The sequence below is a fragment of the Pseudomonas sp. NCIMB 10586 genome, from assembly GCF_023127895.1.
In the GTDB taxonomy this organism is placed as follows: Bacteria; Pseudomonadota; Gammaproteobacteria; order Pseudomonadales; family Pseudomonadaceae; genus Aquipseudomonas; species Aquipseudomonas synxantha_A.
In genome coordinates, this window is record NZ_SPKQ01000018.1 from 193276 (window position 1) to 208360 (window position 15085).

General features: G+C 61.4%; 14 protein-coding genes. 6 read left to right on the forward strand and 8 right to left on the reverse strand.

Going from position 1 to position 15085, the window contains the following annotated elements:
- Positions 1-181 precede the first annotated feature (181 nt).
- Positions 182-1129, reverse strand: a complete 948-nt coding sequence (locus tag E4P01_RS08845) for a LysR substrate-binding domain-containing protein (RefSeq protein ID WP_005785109.1) — start codon at positions 1127-1129, stop codon at positions 182-184.
- Positions 1130-1266: 137 nt separating this feature from the next.
- Between E4P01_RS08845 and E4P01_RS08850 the strand changes: the two genes are divergently transcribed.
- From E4P01_RS08850 to E4P01_RS08860, 3 genes are all read left to right on the forward strand, one after another.
- Positions 1267-2643: an L-serine ammonia-lyase gene (locus tag E4P01_RS08850; RefSeq protein ID WP_032877637.1), complete on the forward strand. Its 1377-nt coding sequence runs from the start codon at positions 1267-1269 to the stop codon at positions 2641-2643.
- A gap of 61 nt (positions 2644-2704) precedes the next feature.
- On the forward strand, positions 2705-3991 hold the full coding sequence (locus tag E4P01_RS08855; RefSeq protein ID WP_148853394.1) for a serine/threonine transporter: 1287 nt from the start codon (positions 2705-2707) through the stop codon (positions 3989-3991).
- 267 nt (positions 3992-4258) lie between these two features.
- Positions 4259-4576 (forward strand): DUF3509 domain-containing protein, encoded by a 318-nt coding sequence (locus E4P01_RS08860; RefSeq protein ID WP_032877639.1) that lies wholly within the window; start codon positions 4259-4261, stop codon positions 4574-4576.
- Here the strand turns inward: E4P01_RS08860 and E4P01_RS08865 are convergent.
- On the reverse strand, positions 4573-5061 hold the full coding sequence (locus tag E4P01_RS08865; protein WP_003188808.1) for a phosphate-starvation-inducible PsiE family protein: 489 nt from the start codon (positions 5059-5061) through the stop codon (positions 4573-4575). The genes E4P01_RS08860 and E4P01_RS08865 overlap by 4 nt on opposite strands.
- 279 nt (positions 5062-5340) lie before the next feature.
- Here E4P01_RS08865 and E4P01_RS08870 point away from each other — a divergent pair, with 279 nt between their 5' ends.
- The gene (locus E4P01_RS08870; protein WP_003188807.1) at positions 5341-5601 is read left to right on the forward strand and encodes a YebG family protein; all 261 of its coding nucleotides are present in this window, start codon (positions 5341-5343) and stop codon (positions 5599-5601) included.
- Between the two features lie 55 nt (positions 5602-5656).
- Here E4P01_RS08870 and E4P01_RS08875 read toward each other — a convergent pair whose 3' ends face one another.
- Positions 5657-6676, reverse strand: a complete 1020-nt coding sequence (locus tag E4P01_RS08875; RefSeq protein WP_216090784.1) for a Glu/Leu/Phe/Val dehydrogenase dimerization domain-containing protein — start codon at positions 6674-6676, stop codon at positions 5657-5659.
- A 186-nt stretch (positions 6677-6862) separates the two neighbouring features.
- On the opposite strand from E4P01_RS08875, the gene E4P01_RS08880 reads away from it, so the two are divergent.
- The gene (locus E4P01_RS08880) at positions 6863-7666 is read left to right on the forward strand and encodes a tetratricopeptide repeat protein (protein WP_032877640.1); all 804 of its coding nucleotides are present in this window, start codon (positions 6863-6865) and stop codon (positions 7664-7666) included.
- 269 nt (positions 7667-7935) lie between these two features.
- Here E4P01_RS08880 and E4P01_RS08885 read toward each other — a convergent pair whose 3' ends face one another.
- Genes E4P01_RS08885 through hmgA form a run of 4 tightly spaced genes read right to left on the reverse strand, consistent with a single transcriptional unit; the run spans position 7936 to position 12568 of the window.
- Positions 7936-9297, reverse strand: coding sequence for an aromatic acid/H+ symport family MFS transporter (locus tag E4P01_RS08885; protein WP_103733371.1), 1362 nt, complete (start codon positions 9295-9297; stop codon positions 7936-7938).
- A gap of 22 nt (positions 9298-9319) precedes the next feature.
- Positions 9320-9982: a maleylacetoacetate isomerase gene (maiA, locus tag E4P01_RS08890; RefSeq protein ID WP_216090783.1), complete on the reverse strand. Its 663-nt coding sequence runs from the start codon at positions 9980-9982 to the stop codon at positions 9320-9322.
- Between the two features lie 12 nt (positions 9983-9994).
- Positions 9995-11281: a fumarylacetoacetase gene (gene fahA, locus E4P01_RS08895; RefSeq protein WP_078820349.1), complete on the reverse strand. Its 1287-nt coding sequence runs from the start codon at positions 11279-11281 to the stop codon at positions 9995-9997.
- A 3-nt stretch (positions 11282-11284) separates the two neighbouring features.
- Entirely contained in the window at positions 11285-12568 is a 1284-nt protein-coding gene (gene hmgA / locus E4P01_RS08900) for a homogentisate 1,2-dioxygenase (protein WP_216090782.1), read from the reverse strand.
- 120 nt (positions 12569-12688) lie between these two features.
- Here hmgA and E4P01_RS08905 point away from each other — a divergent pair, with 120 nt between their 5' ends.
- Positions 12689-13468, forward strand: coding sequence for an IclR family transcriptional regulator (locus E4P01_RS08905; RefSeq protein WP_032877646.1), 780 nt, complete (start codon positions 12689-12691; stop codon positions 13466-13468).
- Between the two features lies 1 nt (position 13469).
- On the opposite strand, the gene dacB is transcribed toward E4P01_RS08905, so the two are convergent.
- Entirely contained in the window at positions 13470-14927 is a 1458-nt protein-coding gene (dacB, locus tag E4P01_RS08910; RefSeq protein WP_216090781.1) for a D-alanyl-D-alanine carboxypeptidase/D-alanyl-D-alanine-endopeptidase, read from the reverse strand.
- Positions 14928-15085: the final 158 nt, after the last annotated feature.

Genomic DNA, 15085 nt, shown 5'->3' on the forward strand with positions numbered 1-15085 from the left:
GATCACAAACTGCAACACCGGGGTGGTGAAACCATGACCTCCTGATTACACAATTGAGCACCTGCTAAAACAATTCAACCCCTTTGCAAAGATAAATCCTACATTACAAATTAACCCTGACGACGGGCAAAAACGCTGGTAGGGTGGGGAGTTAGTTACAACTTCTTACGTTCTGTTTTCCTCACAATTGCCCCTCTCCCAACGGGTGCAAACCGCGAAAAATCCCTGCTTCCTCCACCAGCCAGTCGTGCACCGCGCGCACGCCGGGGTGGCTCAATGCACCTGGCGCATACAGCAGCACATAGCGCTTATGGTTGGGCACGGCCAGGCCAAACGGCACAATCAAGGTGCCGCGCTCCAGTTCATCATTGAGCAACGTGCGCCGCGCAATCGCTACCCCCATGCCGGCAATGGCGGCTTCGATGGTCAGGTGGTTGCGGTTGAAGGTATGCCCGCGCCGCACGTCGGCACCGTGGTGGCCGATGGCATTCAGGTAGAACTCCCACTCGGCATATTCATAACTCCCACGCCAGGCAGTGATGTCGTGCAGCAGCGGAAAATGCGCCAGATCGGCCGGGCCATGCAACGGCGGCCGTCCACGTAGAAGGCTGGGGGCGCACACCGGGAATATCTGCTCGTCCAGCAGGGCTGTGGATAACAAGCCGGGGTAGCTGCCATCGTTGAGGTCGATGGCCAGGTCGAAGTCGCCTTCATGCAGGGCGATGCTGCTGTCTTCGGCGACCATGCGCAGTTGGATATCGGGAAAGCGCTGCTGCAAACGTGGCAGGCGCGGGGTCAGCCATTTGCCGAGAAACGAGGGGATCGAGCGCAGGCGCAGGGTGCCGCTGATCATCCCGGCATCCAAGCGCTGCAATTCCGCATCAATGCTGCCATAAGCCTCGCCGACCACCGCCGCCAGGCGCTGCCCCTCGGCGCTGAGTTCAACGCCACGGGCGCGCCGATGAAACAGACGAAAGCCCAGGCGCTCCTCCAACTGGCGAATCTGCTGGCTCACCGCCCCCGGTGTGATGTGCAGTTCTTCGGCGCAGCGGGTGAACGACAGATGCCGTGCAGCGCAAGAAAACACATGCAGCCACACATAGGTCTGGCCGTGAAGGGGGCGGGTCATAGCGTTTAGTCCTGCTAAAGGGTGTCTTAGGATAATTCGTTGGTCAGTGCCGATCCAGAGGCTCAGTATCGCGCCAATTCCGCCTGCTCTACAAAACATGGCAGCGATTTCTACTCCATTGCTTGTAAGGCTTTAGCATGGCTATCAGTGTTTTCGATCTATTCAAGGTGGGCATTGGCCCCTCCAGCTCCCATACCGTCGGCCCGATGCGCGCTGCCGCGACGTTCGCCCAGGCCCTGACCGATCAGCATTTGCTCAGCCAAACCCGCCGCGTTGAAGTGCGCCTGTACGGCTCGCTGTCCGCCACCGGCGTAGGCCATGCCACTGATCGCGCCTGTGTGATGGGCTTGATGGGCGAATGGCCGGACCGCGTCGACCCCACCTCGATCAATGCGCGTATCCAGCAACTGCGCGAGTCGGGTCAATTGCTGTTGGCCGGCTCCCAGGCAATCGCTTTCAACTGGCACACCGACCTGCTGCTGCTGGATGAAAGCCTGCCTTACCACCCCAACGCCATGTCCCTGCACGCCTATGGCGACAGCGGCCTGCTGAGCGAGCAGACCTATTACTCGGTAGGCGGTGGTTTCATCATCGAAGCCGCGGAAGCCGCCTCGGGCATTGCGCCGACCAGCGACGTGCAATTGCCCTACGACTTTTCCAGTGCCGTGGAACTGCTGGCGTTGTGCAACAAGCATGGCTTGCGGGTTTCCGAACTGATGATGGCCAACGAACGTGCGTGGCGCAGCGACGAAGAGATCCGTAGTGGCCTGCTGCACATCTGGTCGGTGATGCGCGAATGCGTGGAACAGGGCCTGCGCGATGAAGGCATCCTGCCCGGCGGCCTGGACGTACCGCGCAGGGCGGCGAAACTGCACCGCAGCCTGCTGGAAATCGGCAAACCCAATGTGATCACTTCAACCTTGTCGGCGATGGAATGGGTCAACCTGTTCGCCCTCGCCGTCAACGAAGAAAACGCCGCCGGCGGGCGCATGGTCACTGCCCCGACCAATGGCGCGGCCGGCATCATCCCGGCGGTGCTGCATTACTACATGAAATTCAACGCCGACGCGTCTGACGATGATGTGGTCAATTTCTTCCTGGCCGCCGCCGCCGTCGGCATCCTCTGCAAGAAAAACGCCTCGATCTCCGGCGCCGAAGTCGGCTGCCAGGGCGAAGTGGGCTCGGCCTGCGCCATGGCCGCTGCCGGCCTGGCCGATATTCTCGGCGCCACCCCCGAGCAACTGGAAAACGCCGCCGAAATCGGCCTGGAACATAACCTCGGCCTGACCTGCGACCCGGTCGGCGGCCTGGTGCAGGTGCCGTGCATCGAGCGTAATGCCATTGCCGCGGTCAAGGCGATCAACGCCACGCAAATGGCCCTGCGCGGTGACGGCAAGCACTTCATTTCCCTCGACCGGGTAATCCGCACCATGCGCGATACCGGCGCCGATATGCATGACAAATACAAAGAAACTTCACGGGGCGGCCTGGCGGTCAGCTGGGTGGAGTGCTGATCGGAGCACTACTACCCGCCCCAACGTGAGCCCGCGCAAAAATAATAACGAGGCAATACCGATGACTGATGTACGTACACCTGCTGCCGAAAATCCCGCTCTGGACAACACCGTTACCACCGGCTGGACCAAACACGACACCACCTGGATGCTCGGCCTCTACGGCACCGCCATCGGCGCCGGTACCCTGTTCCTGCCGATCAACGCAGGCGTCGGCGGGTTCTGGCCGCTGATCGTGCTGGCGCTGCTGGCTTTTCCGATGACTTTCTTCGCCCACCGTGGGCTGACGCGCTTTGTGTTGTCGGGCAAATCCGGCGACATCACCGAAGTGGTCGAGGAACACTTTGGTGTCGGCGCCGGCAAGCTGATCACCCTACTCTACTTCTTTGCGATCTTCCCGATCCTGCTGGTGTACAGCGTGGCACTGACCAACACATTGGGCAGTTTCATGGAGCACCAACTGCACATGACCCCACCGCCCCGTGCGATCTTGTCCCTGGTGCTGATCCTCGGCCTGATGGCCATCGTGCGTTGTGGCCAGGGTGTGATCGTCAAGGCCATGAGTGTGCTGGTGTACCCTTTCGTTGCTGCGCTGTTGCTGCTGGCTGTCAGCCTGATCCCCAACTGGAATGGCGCGTTCTTCGCCTCCGCCAGCGAAGGCATGCCGCTGCCGCTGTTCTTCAAGACGCTGTGGCTGGCGATCCCGGTGATGGTGTTCTCGTTCAACCACTCACCGATCATCTCCGCTTTCGCCGTGGACCAGAAGCGCGTCTACGGCGCCCAGGCCGAGCGCAAAAGCAGCGGCATCCTCGCCACCGCCCACGCCATGATGGTATTGACGGTGATGTTCTTCTGCTTCAGTTGCGTACTGGCGCTGTCACCTGCTGACCTGGCCGCCGCCAAGGCGCAGAACATCTCGATCCTGTCGTACCTGGCCAACCACTTCCAGACCCCAGTGATCGCCTACGCCGCGCCGCTGATCGCGCTGGTGGCGATTACCAAATCGTTCCTGGGCCACTACATCGGCGCCAGCGAAGGCTTCCAGGGCTTGATCGTCAAATCCCTGCGCGGGCGCAACCGCTCGATGTCGGCGAAATGGCTGGAACGCTCCACCGCGCTGTTCATGGTGCTGACCTGCTGGGCCGTGGCCACCTTCAACCCAAGCATTCTGGGCATGATCGAAACCATGGGCGGACCGATTATCGCGTGTCTGCTGTTCCTGATGCCGATGTACGCGATTCGCCGCGTGCCATCGCTGCGCCAGTATTCGGGACAGGTATCGAATGTGTTTGTGGTGGTCATCGGGCTGATTGCGCTGTCTGCGATCGTTTTTTCCGTGATGCCCTGAAATAGCTCACCGACCTCAAGCACAACGCAGATCAAATGTGGGAGGGGGCTTGCCCCCGATAGCGGTGTATCAGCCAATAAATACTCGGCTCAAAGACTGCTATCGGGGGCAAGCCCCCTCCCACATTGAGCTTCCAGCGCCTGTACGGCACGGCCCTTGCTGTAGAGCTATTGAGGAAAACGGAATTTGGCCGATGGTCAGGCAATGCGAACTAATCCTGACACCGGCCGTCAATGACTGCATGTTCTTATCAGGCGGTAACGCACCATGGACAATCCTTTTCAGATCATCACCGACACCTTCACCCCCCAATACCGCGTCAATCTGAGCATCCAACGGTTGGACGGCAGCATCATGCTCACCCTCTCGGACGAGACCGGCGTGGTGGCCAAGCGCATGATCAGCGCCGAACAGCGCAACGACCCGCAGCGCCTCAAGCGCCTGGTGCAAAGCATCCAGTTCGGCATCGCCATCGAACAGGGTCATAGCGCCGTGGAAATCCTGGAGCTGATGACGGACGGCGACAGCCACAAACTCCTGCAGCGACCGCCCGCCCGTACCCTGCCCTTCAGCGTGGGGCTTTAAAGCTCGCCCTTCTCGGTCTCAAGGCTCGCTTCGCCCTTGCGGCGCGGGCTCTCGACCTTCACCGAAGGGAACGCCGACGACGCATAGCGCACCACCAGGATCGCGAACGCCAACAACAGAATTCCGCCGCACAGGTAGATGATGCCTACATCCGGCGGGTTGTGGTGCGACACGTTGGAGATCAGCAAACGCGTGAGCGCGGTGATTGCCACATAGATCAGGAAGCGTACCGGCATGTGGTTGGTCTTGAAGTAAATCCCGACCATCGCGCCCAGTTCCAGGTAGATGAACAGCAGCAAGATGTCATCGATCTTGATGTGCCCATTTTCCAGCATCCCCAAAAACTCCATCACCGCTGCCCAGGCGGTCACCGCACCAATGGCAAACAACGCCAGGTAGTGAAACGACTCGACAAACAGATTGCCCAGGGACTCGGCCAGCCCGTGGACTTGCTGGCGCAGCCTTTCGGCCCAGTTGATTTTCACGATGATGCTTCCTTAGGTCGGTTCGACCGGATAATGCGGGTTGGACGTGACGGTTGTTCTGTATGCAGAAACAAGGCCATAGACAGGATAGTGAGATGGTGGCGGGCTGACATTAGGCACTTAATCAATCCTTGCTCCCGCTGGGGTGCGCAGCGCCCCCATTTCCCAACTACATTAAAAACCTACTATCCAAACCCCAACGTTTGGCTTATCCTTTTCGCTGTATATAAATACAGTAGTCGCAAAAGACAACTATCGTGAAGGCATGTGAGGTGGTGAATGGCCGTCGAAGTGGTATACCGCAGCAGCCGAGATCTGGAGCGTTTGTTCATGGATAAAGCCGAAGCTGACCGTCATGACAAGATGCTTGAACTCGCTGAGTTGCTGGCAGAGGTGTTGCAAAAAGCCGTGCCGTCGTTGAGCGAGCAGCAGGTGGAAGAAGCCGGGATCTACATGGCGAAGAACCGCGATGTATTTGCCAAGGCGTTCAAGAGCCAACCGGACGCGCTGTCCGAGTTGTTGAACCCGGCGGCAGAGTAAAGCCCGAATTGAACAGGCCCTGAATCATGGATTCAGGGCCTTTTTAATGCCCGGCCTATTTGTACAGCAAGCGTTCGGCCAGCTCATCGGCGACCCGTGCGGGGGAGCGCTTTTCGGCTTGGGCGTGGGCGAAGATTTCGGTCAGGCGCGTGCCAATGTTCGATAGGTGCGCGGTGATGCCGGGCAGATCGGTGCCGGCGTGTTTGAGGGCGACGTAGATCAGGCCGCCGGAGTTGATCACGTAGTCCGGGGCATAGAGGATGCCGCGGCCTTCCAACTGGTCAGCGATGTCCAGGTTGGTCAATTGTGCGCTGGCGGCACCTGCCACGGCGGCGCAGCGCAGTTGGCCGACGCTGTTGCGGTTGAATACGGCGCCGACGCCGCAGGGCGCGAGGATGTCGCAGGGGGTGCTGAGCAAAGCATCGTTGGCAATCGGGTGGGCGCCCAGTTGCTCCATGGCCAGTTGCACCTTGCCGTGGTCGATGTCGCTGACCAGCAGTTCTGCACCCGCGGCGTGCAGTTGCTCGGCCAGGGCATAACCGACGTTGCCCAGGCCCTGCACCGCTACGCGCAGGCCCTCAAGGTTGTCGCTGCCCAGGCGCGCCATGGCGGTGGTGCGGATACCGGCGAACACGCCCATGGCGGCATGGGGCGCGGGGTCGCCAGCGGCGGTGGTGCTGGTGACGAAGCGGGTGTGTTGGGCGATGCAATCCATGTCGGCGACCGAGGTACCGCTGTCGATCGAGGTAATGAAACGGCCGTCGAGTTTTTCGATACAGCGGCCAAACGCCTCGAATAGCGCAGCGCGACTCTCCACGTGCACAGGGCGGATGATCACCGCCGTACCGCCGCCCACCGCCAGCCCGGCCAATGCAGCCTTGTAGCTCATGCCTTGGGCCAGGCGCGCGGCATCGGCCACGGCACTGTCATCGTTGGGGTAAGCCAGGTAGCGACAGCCGCCCAAGGCAGGCCCCAGGCGACTGTTGTGGATGGCGATGATCGCTTTCAGCCCGGTCACCGGGTCGACGCTCAGGTGCAGCGATTCAAGGCGGGTGCTGTGCATGAGCGCAAACATCAATGAGCTCCCGAATCACTTTTGGTTGTGGGCAAAGTATAGGCTCGCGGCAGAAAACTGCTGGATTGCACTGGAATAAGCCGCGCTGTTTCGTAAGATCCAGGACATAAGCACGCAGGATATTTTTCAAGATACTGGACGAAAATTCCTGGCAAGGCTAAAACGGGGCATCCGCCGGAGAACGCGATGAATCCCCGCACAGCCTTTTTCGCCTGCCTGGACCGTTCACCCCCTGCGCTGTTTGAAGCCGCGCTGTGGATGGCTGCCGAGCACGATGCCAGCGTACAGCCGTTGCTGATCCTGCAAGAGCTGCGCGTACTGCAACAGCAGGTCAGCCTGGGCATGCCCTTGTTGCCGGCCGATGAACTCGGCCAGCCGCTGCTGCGGCGTCTGAATGACCTGGGGTTTGCCCAGGATGACCACACCCCGTTGCGCCCCGCCGCCGCGCTGCTCGACAAAGTGCTGCTGCGAAAACGCGGGCAACCCTTGGCCATGGGCCTGATCGCCCTGGAAATGGCACGGCGCCTGGATATCCCCATGGTCGGGGTGAATTTCCCCGGCCACTTCCTGCTACGCGTACCCGGTGCCGACCACCTGCTGGACCCGTGCGGCGGTCGACGCCTGTATCCCAACGACTGTCGCGAACTGCTGCACCGGCAGTACGGGCCAAAACTCAACTTGCACGCCGACCACCTGCACACCGCCGAGCCTAGGGCGATCCTGCAGCGGCTGTCGCGTAACCTGCGCCAACTGCACCTCGCCAACGACGATCCCCTGGCTGCCCTGGTGGACGCCGAGCGCGTACTGGAACTGGGCAATGCCAGCGCCGCCGACTACCTTGCACGCGCCAGCCTGTACCAGCGACTGGATTGCCCGAGCGCCGAACGCTTTGACCTGGAACACGCGTTGATGCTCAGCGAAGACCCGATCCAGCGCCTGCGCCTGACCGAGCGGCTGGGGCACCTGCCGCCCAATTCAGTGGTGCATTGACCTAGGGGGCGTTCTCAATTAGTTTCCCCGCCGCGTTGTCGCCTTAAAGCGGGCCAGGCAAGGCGCAGGCCGCTGGGAATGGTTGTTCCCTTTCCAAGGCCTGCAACGCAGGCTGGCCCGCTTTAAGGCACAACCCGAAGGGCCGGGCCTGCTGTTGTGCAGGGCTGCGTTGCTCGAAGCTTATTTGGAATGACCAAACCACGCTTCTCGCGCCTTGCCCTGCACAACAGCAGACCCGGCGCGACGGGGAAACTAATTGAGAACGCCCCCTAGGTGCGATTGAGAATATCGCCAGGCACTGGCGTTTTTAGCGTAGTGGAGCCCGGCGCCCGCACCTGAATAATCAACAGCGCCGCAATCACCGCCGGAATCGCACAGAAGAAGAAAATCTGCTCCACCGGTATATGCATCGCCAGCAACATACTGCCGAACAGCGGCCCCAGGATTGATCCAAAACGCCCTACCCCCAACGCCCAGCCTGTGCCGGTGGCGCGCACCTGCGCCGGGTAGAAATTGCTCGCAAAGGCATTGAGGGTCAGTTGCCCGCCGATGATGCAGAACCCGGCGGCGAACACGCAGGCCACCAGGTAACGTGGATTGTCGTGGTTCAAGCCCAGCAGGATGGTGCACAACGCAGCCGCCGCCAGCACCCCGGAGAGCAACCGCACTTTGCTTTTCAGACGGTCGGCAAACCAGGCCATGAGGATGGCGCCCAAGGTGCCGGCAAACAGGAACATGGACGTGACCAGGTTGGCTTCGTTCAGCGCCAAACCGCTTTCGAGCAACAGTGATGGCAACCAGCTGATCATGAAATACAGCAAAATCAGGCTGACAAAAAAGGTCGCCCAGATCAGCAGCGTCGGGCGCGCGTAGCCGTTGCGAAACAGCTCCACCACCGTCAGTTTGCTGCCTTGTTCCTGCAGGTTTTCAGCTTCGGTCGCGGGCGGCGGTTGCCAGTCGGGCAGCATCCGCGCCGTGACTTTGCGCAAACGCAGATACGGCGGCGCATCGCGCAACAGGCGTGGCAAGGATTCGGGCAACAGCCACACCAGGAACGGGAACAGCAGCAACGGCGTTACCCCACCAGCCAGGAACACCGCCTGCCAACCAAAGCTGTCGATAAACCCGGCCGCCACAAAGCCGCCTGCCGCACCGCCGAACGAAAAGCCGCAGGCCGCCAGGGTCACCATCAAGGTGCGCATGCGCGGCGGCGAATATTCAGACATCAATGCCATGGCACTGGGCATTGCGCCTCCCATGCCGATGCCGCAGATAAACCGCGCCGCCATCAGTGTGGTGAGGGAATTGGCAAACACCATCAGTACGGTCAGGCTGGCGTAGATCAGCACACAGGCCAACAGGATGCGCCGCACGCCGAAACGATCCGCCAGCGGTGTCACCAGCAGCGAGCCGAGGGTCAACCCAAGCAGGTTGGCGCTGAACACCGGCCCGAACGCAGCTTTTTCCAGGCCCCAATCCTGAGCCAGCGCCGGCACTACATAGCCCAGCACCTGGGCGTCGTAGCCATCGGTGACCAGCAGCAACGCCAGCAACACGAGAATCAACCACTGGTAGCGCGACACCGGACGGGCGTCGAGTGCCGCGCGAAAGCTGGCAATCTGATTGTGCATCGCAAGGTACCTTTATTTTTTATTAGGTTGGCACGATCAAAGGTGGGAGGGGCGGTGTGTCAGGTTGATTGGCGGGGTGGGCCTGTACGAAGGCCGGATGCTGCGCCGCCAACGCTGCCACTCGCCCAATGCGCGGGTAAGCCACCAGCGGCACCTTGAAACGTTCGGCCGCATACAGCTGTGGAATCAGAAATGCATCCGCCATGCCTGGCTGCTCGCCAAAGCAGAAGCCCTTATCTCCAATCAACTGCTCCACCGCACCCAGCCCCTGGCTGACCCAATGGGCGATCCATTCAAGCAACTGCGCTTCATCGTGCCCCCACTGACGCAACAGGTTCTGCGTGCTGGAGTTGTGCAGCGGGTGGATATCGCAGGCGATGATCGACGCTACCGCCCGTTCATGGGCACGGGCTGCCGGATCGCTGGAGAGCAGTGGCACCTGTGGATAACGCTCCTCCAGGTATTCGATGATCGCCTGCGACTGGATCAACGTCTCCCCTTGATCAGTACGCAACGCCGGCACACGTCCTTGAGGGTTGATCGCCAGGTACTCGGGCTGGTGATTGGCGCCGCCTGCCGGCACCAGCAGGTTGACTGGCAGCGCGGTGAAATCCAGGCCCTTGAGCGCCAGGGCAATACGTACCCGATACGACGCGGTGGAACGGTAGTAAGTATAGAGTTCCATGACCCTGCCCTCTTAACGTGCCGCAACCACAGTACCGCGGCATTCACCGAAGCCGATGCTGGCAAAACCTTCGCGGCGGCAACGGCCACGCAGGATGATTTCGTCGCCGTCTTCAAGGAATTTACGTACCTCGCCCGAGGCCAATTCAATCGGCTTCTTGCCGCCTTCGGTAATTTCCAACAGGCTGCCGAACTGCCCCGGCTGCGGCCCGGACAAGGTGCCTGAACCAAACAGGTCGCCGGCCTGCAACTGGCAACCGTTGACGCTGTGGTGCGCAACCATTTGCGCCACTGTCCAGTACATATGCTCGGTATTGCTCAAGGTCAGGCGATGGGCGGGCAGGTTCTGCTCGCGCATTGAGGCGGTGGTGAGCAGCACTTCCAGCTCGATATCAAAGGCGCCCGCGTTCTGATCACGTTTATCCAGCAGATACGGCAGCGGTTGCGGGTCGCCCTCGGGCCGCGCCGGTTGCGCTTTGCGAAAGGGCTCCAGCGCTTCGGCGGTCACCACCCATGGCGAAATACTGGTGATAAAGCTTTTCGACAGGAACGGGCCCAGCGGCTGGTATTCCCAGGCCTGGATATCTCGCGCCGACCAGTCATTGAGCAGGCAGAAACCGGCGATATGCTCGGCCGCATCGCCGATGGCAATCGCTTCGCCCATGGCATTGCCCTGGCCGATCCAGATGCCCAGCTCCAGTTCGTAGTCCAGGCGCGCGCAGGGGCCGAACGTCGGTTCGGACTGGCCGGCCGGCAGTGTCTGGCCTTTGGGGCGCCGGACCTGCGTGCCCGACGGGCGAATGGTCGACGCCCGGCCGTGGTAACCAATCGGCACGTACTTGTAGTTGGGCAACAGGGGGTTATCCGGGCGAAACAGTTTGCCGACGTTCTGCGCGTGCTCGATGCCGACGTAGAAGTCGGTGTAGTCATTGATCTTCGCCGGCAAGTGCATCTGGCAATCGGCGGCGCGGTGCAGCACCTGCGCTTCGCGCTGTTGCAGCTGGCTGCCTTCGGCCAGCAGCTCCAGCAGGCGCTCGCGTAACGCCACGCGTGGCCCACGGCCAAGTTCAAAAAAAGCGTTCAATTGGCCACCCGCTGTTGCCTCAACGGCACGCCGGGCATCACCGTCAAATTCATCCAGCGCGGCGTGCAGGTCGAGGACCATGTCGCCGATCGCCACGCCACAGCGCGGGGCCGAGCCGTTGATACTGAACACGCCCAGGGGCAGGTTCTGCAGGGGGAAATCCGCGTGACCGTTGGCCGAGGCCACCCAGCTGCGGGTCTGCGTTGGTTGCGTCATGGGTTATCTCCGATTCGGGTTGAAGGTGGCGGGCAGTGAGGCCCAGCACGCGTCGTAAGCAGGTTGCAGCTGCGGGCACTCCAGGGCGAACTGGGTCGGGCGCAGCACTTGGCTGGTTTCGAACATGAAAGCCATGGTGTTATCGATCTTGTGCGGCGCCAGGTCCGCATTGATGGCCTTGGTGCAGGTCTCGCCATCCGGGCCATGGGCGCTCATGCAGCTGTGCAGCGACGCGCCGCCGGGCAGGAAGCCTTCGGCCTTGGCATCGTAGGCGCCCTGGATCAGGCCCATGTATTCGTTCATCAGGTTGCGATGGAACCATGGCGGACGGAAGGTATTCTCGGCCACCATCCAGCGCGGCGGGAAGATCACGAAGTCGAGGTTGGCCAGGCCATGCACGCTGGTAGGTGAGGTCAGCACGGTGAAGATCGACGGATCCGGATGATCGAAACTCACCGTGCCGATAGTGTTGAAACGACGCAGGTCGTATTTGTACGGCACGTTGTTGCCGTGCCAGGCGACCACGTTGAACGGTGAATGGTCCAGCTCACAGCCCCACAGCTCACCGAGGAATTTCTGTACCAGCGTGGTCGGTTGCTTGAGGTCTTCGTAGCGGGCCACCGGCGTGAGGAAGTCACGCGGGTTGGCCAGGCCATTACTGCCGATGGGGCCCAGGTCGGGCAGGCGCAGCGGGGCGCCGTGGTTCTCGGCAACATAACCGCGTGCGTGTGCATCCAACAGTTCGATACGGAATTTGAGGCCACGGGGCAGCACGACAATTTCCAGCGGCTCGACGTCCAGCACGCCCAGTTCGGTGGCGATGCGCAGGCGGCCCTGCTCCGGCACAATCAGCAGTTCACCGTCGGCATTGAAGAACACGCGCTCCATGGAACGATTGGCGCGGTAGGTGTAGATGCTGATGCCCGAAGGTTTTTCCGACCCCGAGTTGGCCACCATGCCGACCAGTCCATCGATAAAGTCCGTCGGCTCACTCGGAATGTCCAGCGGGTTCCAGCGCAGACGATTGGGCGTCACTGCGCCCAAGGGTCCACCGGCCAATTGCTGCGCAAGTTTGATGAACGCCGGGTGATTGGCCGACGGCTGGATGCGGTACAGCCAGGTGCGCCGGGCTTCGCTGCGCGACATGGTGAAGGCCGTGCCGGAAAACAGTTCGGTATATAGCCCGTAGGGGGCCTTCTGCGGCGAGTTCTGGCCGACGGGCAATGCGCCAGGCAAGGCTTCGCTGGCGAATTCGTTGCCGAAACCCGAAAGGTATTCGAGGGTCATGGATCATCCTCTGTGGGTCAGTTGTATTTATCGTAATCCAGTTACGCATAACGTAATTTGATCACTGTTGACCGTCAAGCTATAAAGACGCCCATTCATCTTTCGGATTCTCGCCCTTCCATGGAAAAGCCCCGCGACACCGGTAAACAGAAAGTCCGTTCGGCGGAAGTCGGCACCGATATTCTCAAGGCTCTGGCCGAATTGTCCCCGGCCACCTCGCTGTCACGTCTGGCCGAACATGTGCAGATGCCGGCGAGCAAGGTCCACCGCTATTTGCAGGCGCTGATTGCCTCCGGATTTGCCGAGCAGAACACCGCCACCAACCATTACGGCCTGGGCCGGGAGGCTTTGCGCGTGGGGCTGGCGGCGCTGGGCAGCATGGATGTGTTGAAAGTCGGCGCCATGCCCCTGGCCGAGCTGCGCGATGAATTGAATGAGACCTGCTTTCTGGCGGTGTGGGGCAACCAGGGCGCGACCGTGGTACAGATCGAGCCGGCAGTGCGCGCCGTTACTGTGGTGACGCAGTTGGGCTCAGTGCTGCCGCTGCTCAGTTCGTCCACCGGGCTGGTGTTCAGCGCTTACCTGCCGTCACGGGAAACGGTGGAACTGCGCGAACGCGAGGTTCAAGCCGGCACCGCTCATACCTTGGCAGACGATCAGGCCTATGCCAGCGTGTGCGAACAAATCCGCAGCCGTGGCCTGCACTTTGTGCATGGCCTGCTGATGCCCGGCGTGGATGCGTTGTCGGCGCCGGTGTTCAATGCGGTCGGGCAAGTGGCGGCAGTGATGACCGTGGTCGGCCCGACCTCACTGTTCCATGCCGATGAAGATGGCCCGGCGGCGCAGCACCTGCTGGCGGCGACCCGGGCCGTGAGTTGGCGCATGGGCTATCAGCCCTGAATCAATCGTCGTTGCGTGACAGCGCCACTGCCACGCGATCCTCCAACGCCTTGACCTGCGCGCCGGCCACCACGTAGTTGTTGGTCAGCATCGCGAACACCAGCTTGCGCCCGCCGGCGTCGGTGATGTAACCACTCAATGACGACACGCCGCCCATGGAGCCGGTCTTGGCGTGCAGGTTGTTCTGCGCCTGCGTGTCGCGCAGACGGTAGCGCAGGCTGCCGCCGGTCATGCGGTCGGTGTTGCCGGCAATCGGCAGCGCGTTGTACCAGGTGTCGAACCACGGCTGTTTGCTGGCGGCCAGTAGCAGGTCGGTGAGGGTTTGCGACGACACCAGATTGCGCCGCGAGAGGCCGGAGCCGTCGACCTGACTGAACGTGCTGGTGTCCAGCCCCTGACGCTTGAGAAACCCGGCCACCGCCACGGCACCCGCCGCTGCCGTGCCGCTATTGGCGGTCTGGCGCCCCATGGCCTTGAGCAAGGCTTCGGACATGTTGTTGTTCGAGAGCTTGAGCAACGGCGTGATCAACTCCTGTAACGGTGCCGATTGGTGCTCGGCCAGCACCGTCACTGCAGCCGGGCTTGCCCCACCCATCACTCGACGCCCCAATACGGTGATGCCCTGTTGCGCCAAGGCCTGTTCGAACAGATTGGCCACCAGTTGCGTTGGCTCCCAGACGCTGACCAATTGCTGGCTCTGCCGCCCCGGCGCCACTGCGCCGCTGAGCTGCAACAGGTTGGTGCCATGGCGACGGTTGATCCCATAGCTGTTGCCCGGCCCACTGATGGCGAGGTTGCTCAGTTGCAGGTAATCGGTGGGCGGAAAAATCTCGACACTTACCGGCGAGCCGGCCCGCAGCGCAGCCTTCGCGGTGACCAGTACGCTGCCTGCATCGAAATCCGAATCAGGCGACACGGTCAGCGCTGAAATCTGCGCGCCGTAGTAGGTGGTTTCGTCATCGTGAGACCAGTCGACACCCAGCCGCTCAGCGTCGAACCAGTTGTCATCGAACACCAGGTCGCCCTGCACCTGGCGCACGCCCTGGCTGGCCAATTGCGCGGCCAGGGCCTGGTAATCGGCAAACTGAACGGTCGGGTCGCCGAGGCCACGCAGGTACAGGTTGCCGGTCAAACGGTCGCCCTGGCGTATGCCATTGCTCAGCAGTTGGGTGGCGAAGCGGTATTGCGGCCCCAACACATCCATCGCCGCGGCGGTGGTCAGCAACTTGAGGTTGGACGCGGGCACCAGCCGGGTGCGAGGGTTGTGCTGATAGAGCGTGGCGCCACTGCGAGCATCGCGCACCATCAGCGACACCGTAGCGCCGTGCAGCGCCGGGTCGCTCAACAACTTATCCAGGGTTGCCGGTGTGGAAGTCGGTGAAACACTGGCGCAGCCGCCCAGCAAAAAGCTCAAGCCAACCAGCAGGGTGCCGGTGCGTAACCATTTTACAAAGTGCATCGTTGCGTTTTCCATAAGCATGCAATGGCGGCAACGCTAACAGCTCGCTATCAATGTGGCGACCGCTTTCCTGTGGGAGCTGGCTTGCCTGCGATGCAGACAACTCGGTGTATCAGGCAAACCCAGTCGATGCCATCGCAGGCAAGCCAGCTCCCACA

Bases quoted from the DNA above. Each gene is read 5' to 3' on its own strand.
- E4P01_RS08860 (WP_032877639.1), top strand. From the start codon at position 4,259: ATGGACAATCCTTTTCAGATCATCACCGACACCTTCACCCCCCAATAC.
- E4P01_RS08875 (WP_216090784.1), bottom strand. From the start codon at position 6,676: ATGTTTGCGCTCATGCACAGCACCCGCCTTGAATCGCTGCACCTGAGC.
- E4P01_RS08850 (WP_032877637.1), top strand. From the start codon at position 1,267: ATGGCTATCAGTGTTTTCGATCTATTCAAGGTGGGCATTGGCCCCTCC.
- E4P01_RS08885 (WP_103733371.1), bottom strand. From the start codon at position 9,297: ATGCACAATCAGATTGCCAGCTTTCGCGCGGCACTCGACGCCCGTCCG.
- hmgA (WP_216090782.1), bottom strand. From the start codon at position 12,568: ATGACCCTCGAATACCTTTCGGGTTTCGGCAACGAATTCGCCAGCGAA.
- maiA (WP_216090783.1), bottom strand. From the start codon at position 9,982: ATGGAACTCTATACTTACTACCGTTCCACCGCGTCGTATCGGGTACGT.
- E4P01_RS08855 (WP_148853394.1), top strand. From the start codon at position 2,705: ATGACTGATGTACGTACACCTGCTGCCGAAAATCCCGCTCTGGACAAC.
- fahA (WP_078820349.1), bottom strand. From the start codon at position 11,281: ATGACGCAACCAACGCAGACCCGCAGCTGGGTGGCCTCGGCCAACGGT.
- E4P01_RS08905 (WP_032877646.1), top strand. From the start codon at position 12,689: ATGGAAAAGCCCCGCGACACCGGTAAACAGAAAGTCCGTTCGGCGGAA.
- E4P01_RS08880 (WP_032877640.1), top strand. From the start codon at position 6,863: ATGAATCCCCGCACAGCCTTTTTCGCCTGCCTGGACCGTTCACCCCCT.
- E4P01_RS08845 (WP_005785109.1), bottom strand. From the start codon at position 1,129: ATGACCCGCCCCCTTCACGGCCAGACCTATGTGTGGCTGCATGTGTTT.
- E4P01_RS08870 (WP_003188807.1), top strand. From the start codon at position 5,341: ATGGCCGTCGAAGTGGTATACCGCAGCAGCCGAGATCTGGAGCGTTTG.
- dacB (WP_216090781.1), bottom strand. From the start codon at position 14,927: ATGCACTTTGTAAAATGGTTACGCACCGGCACCCTGCTGGTTGGCTTG.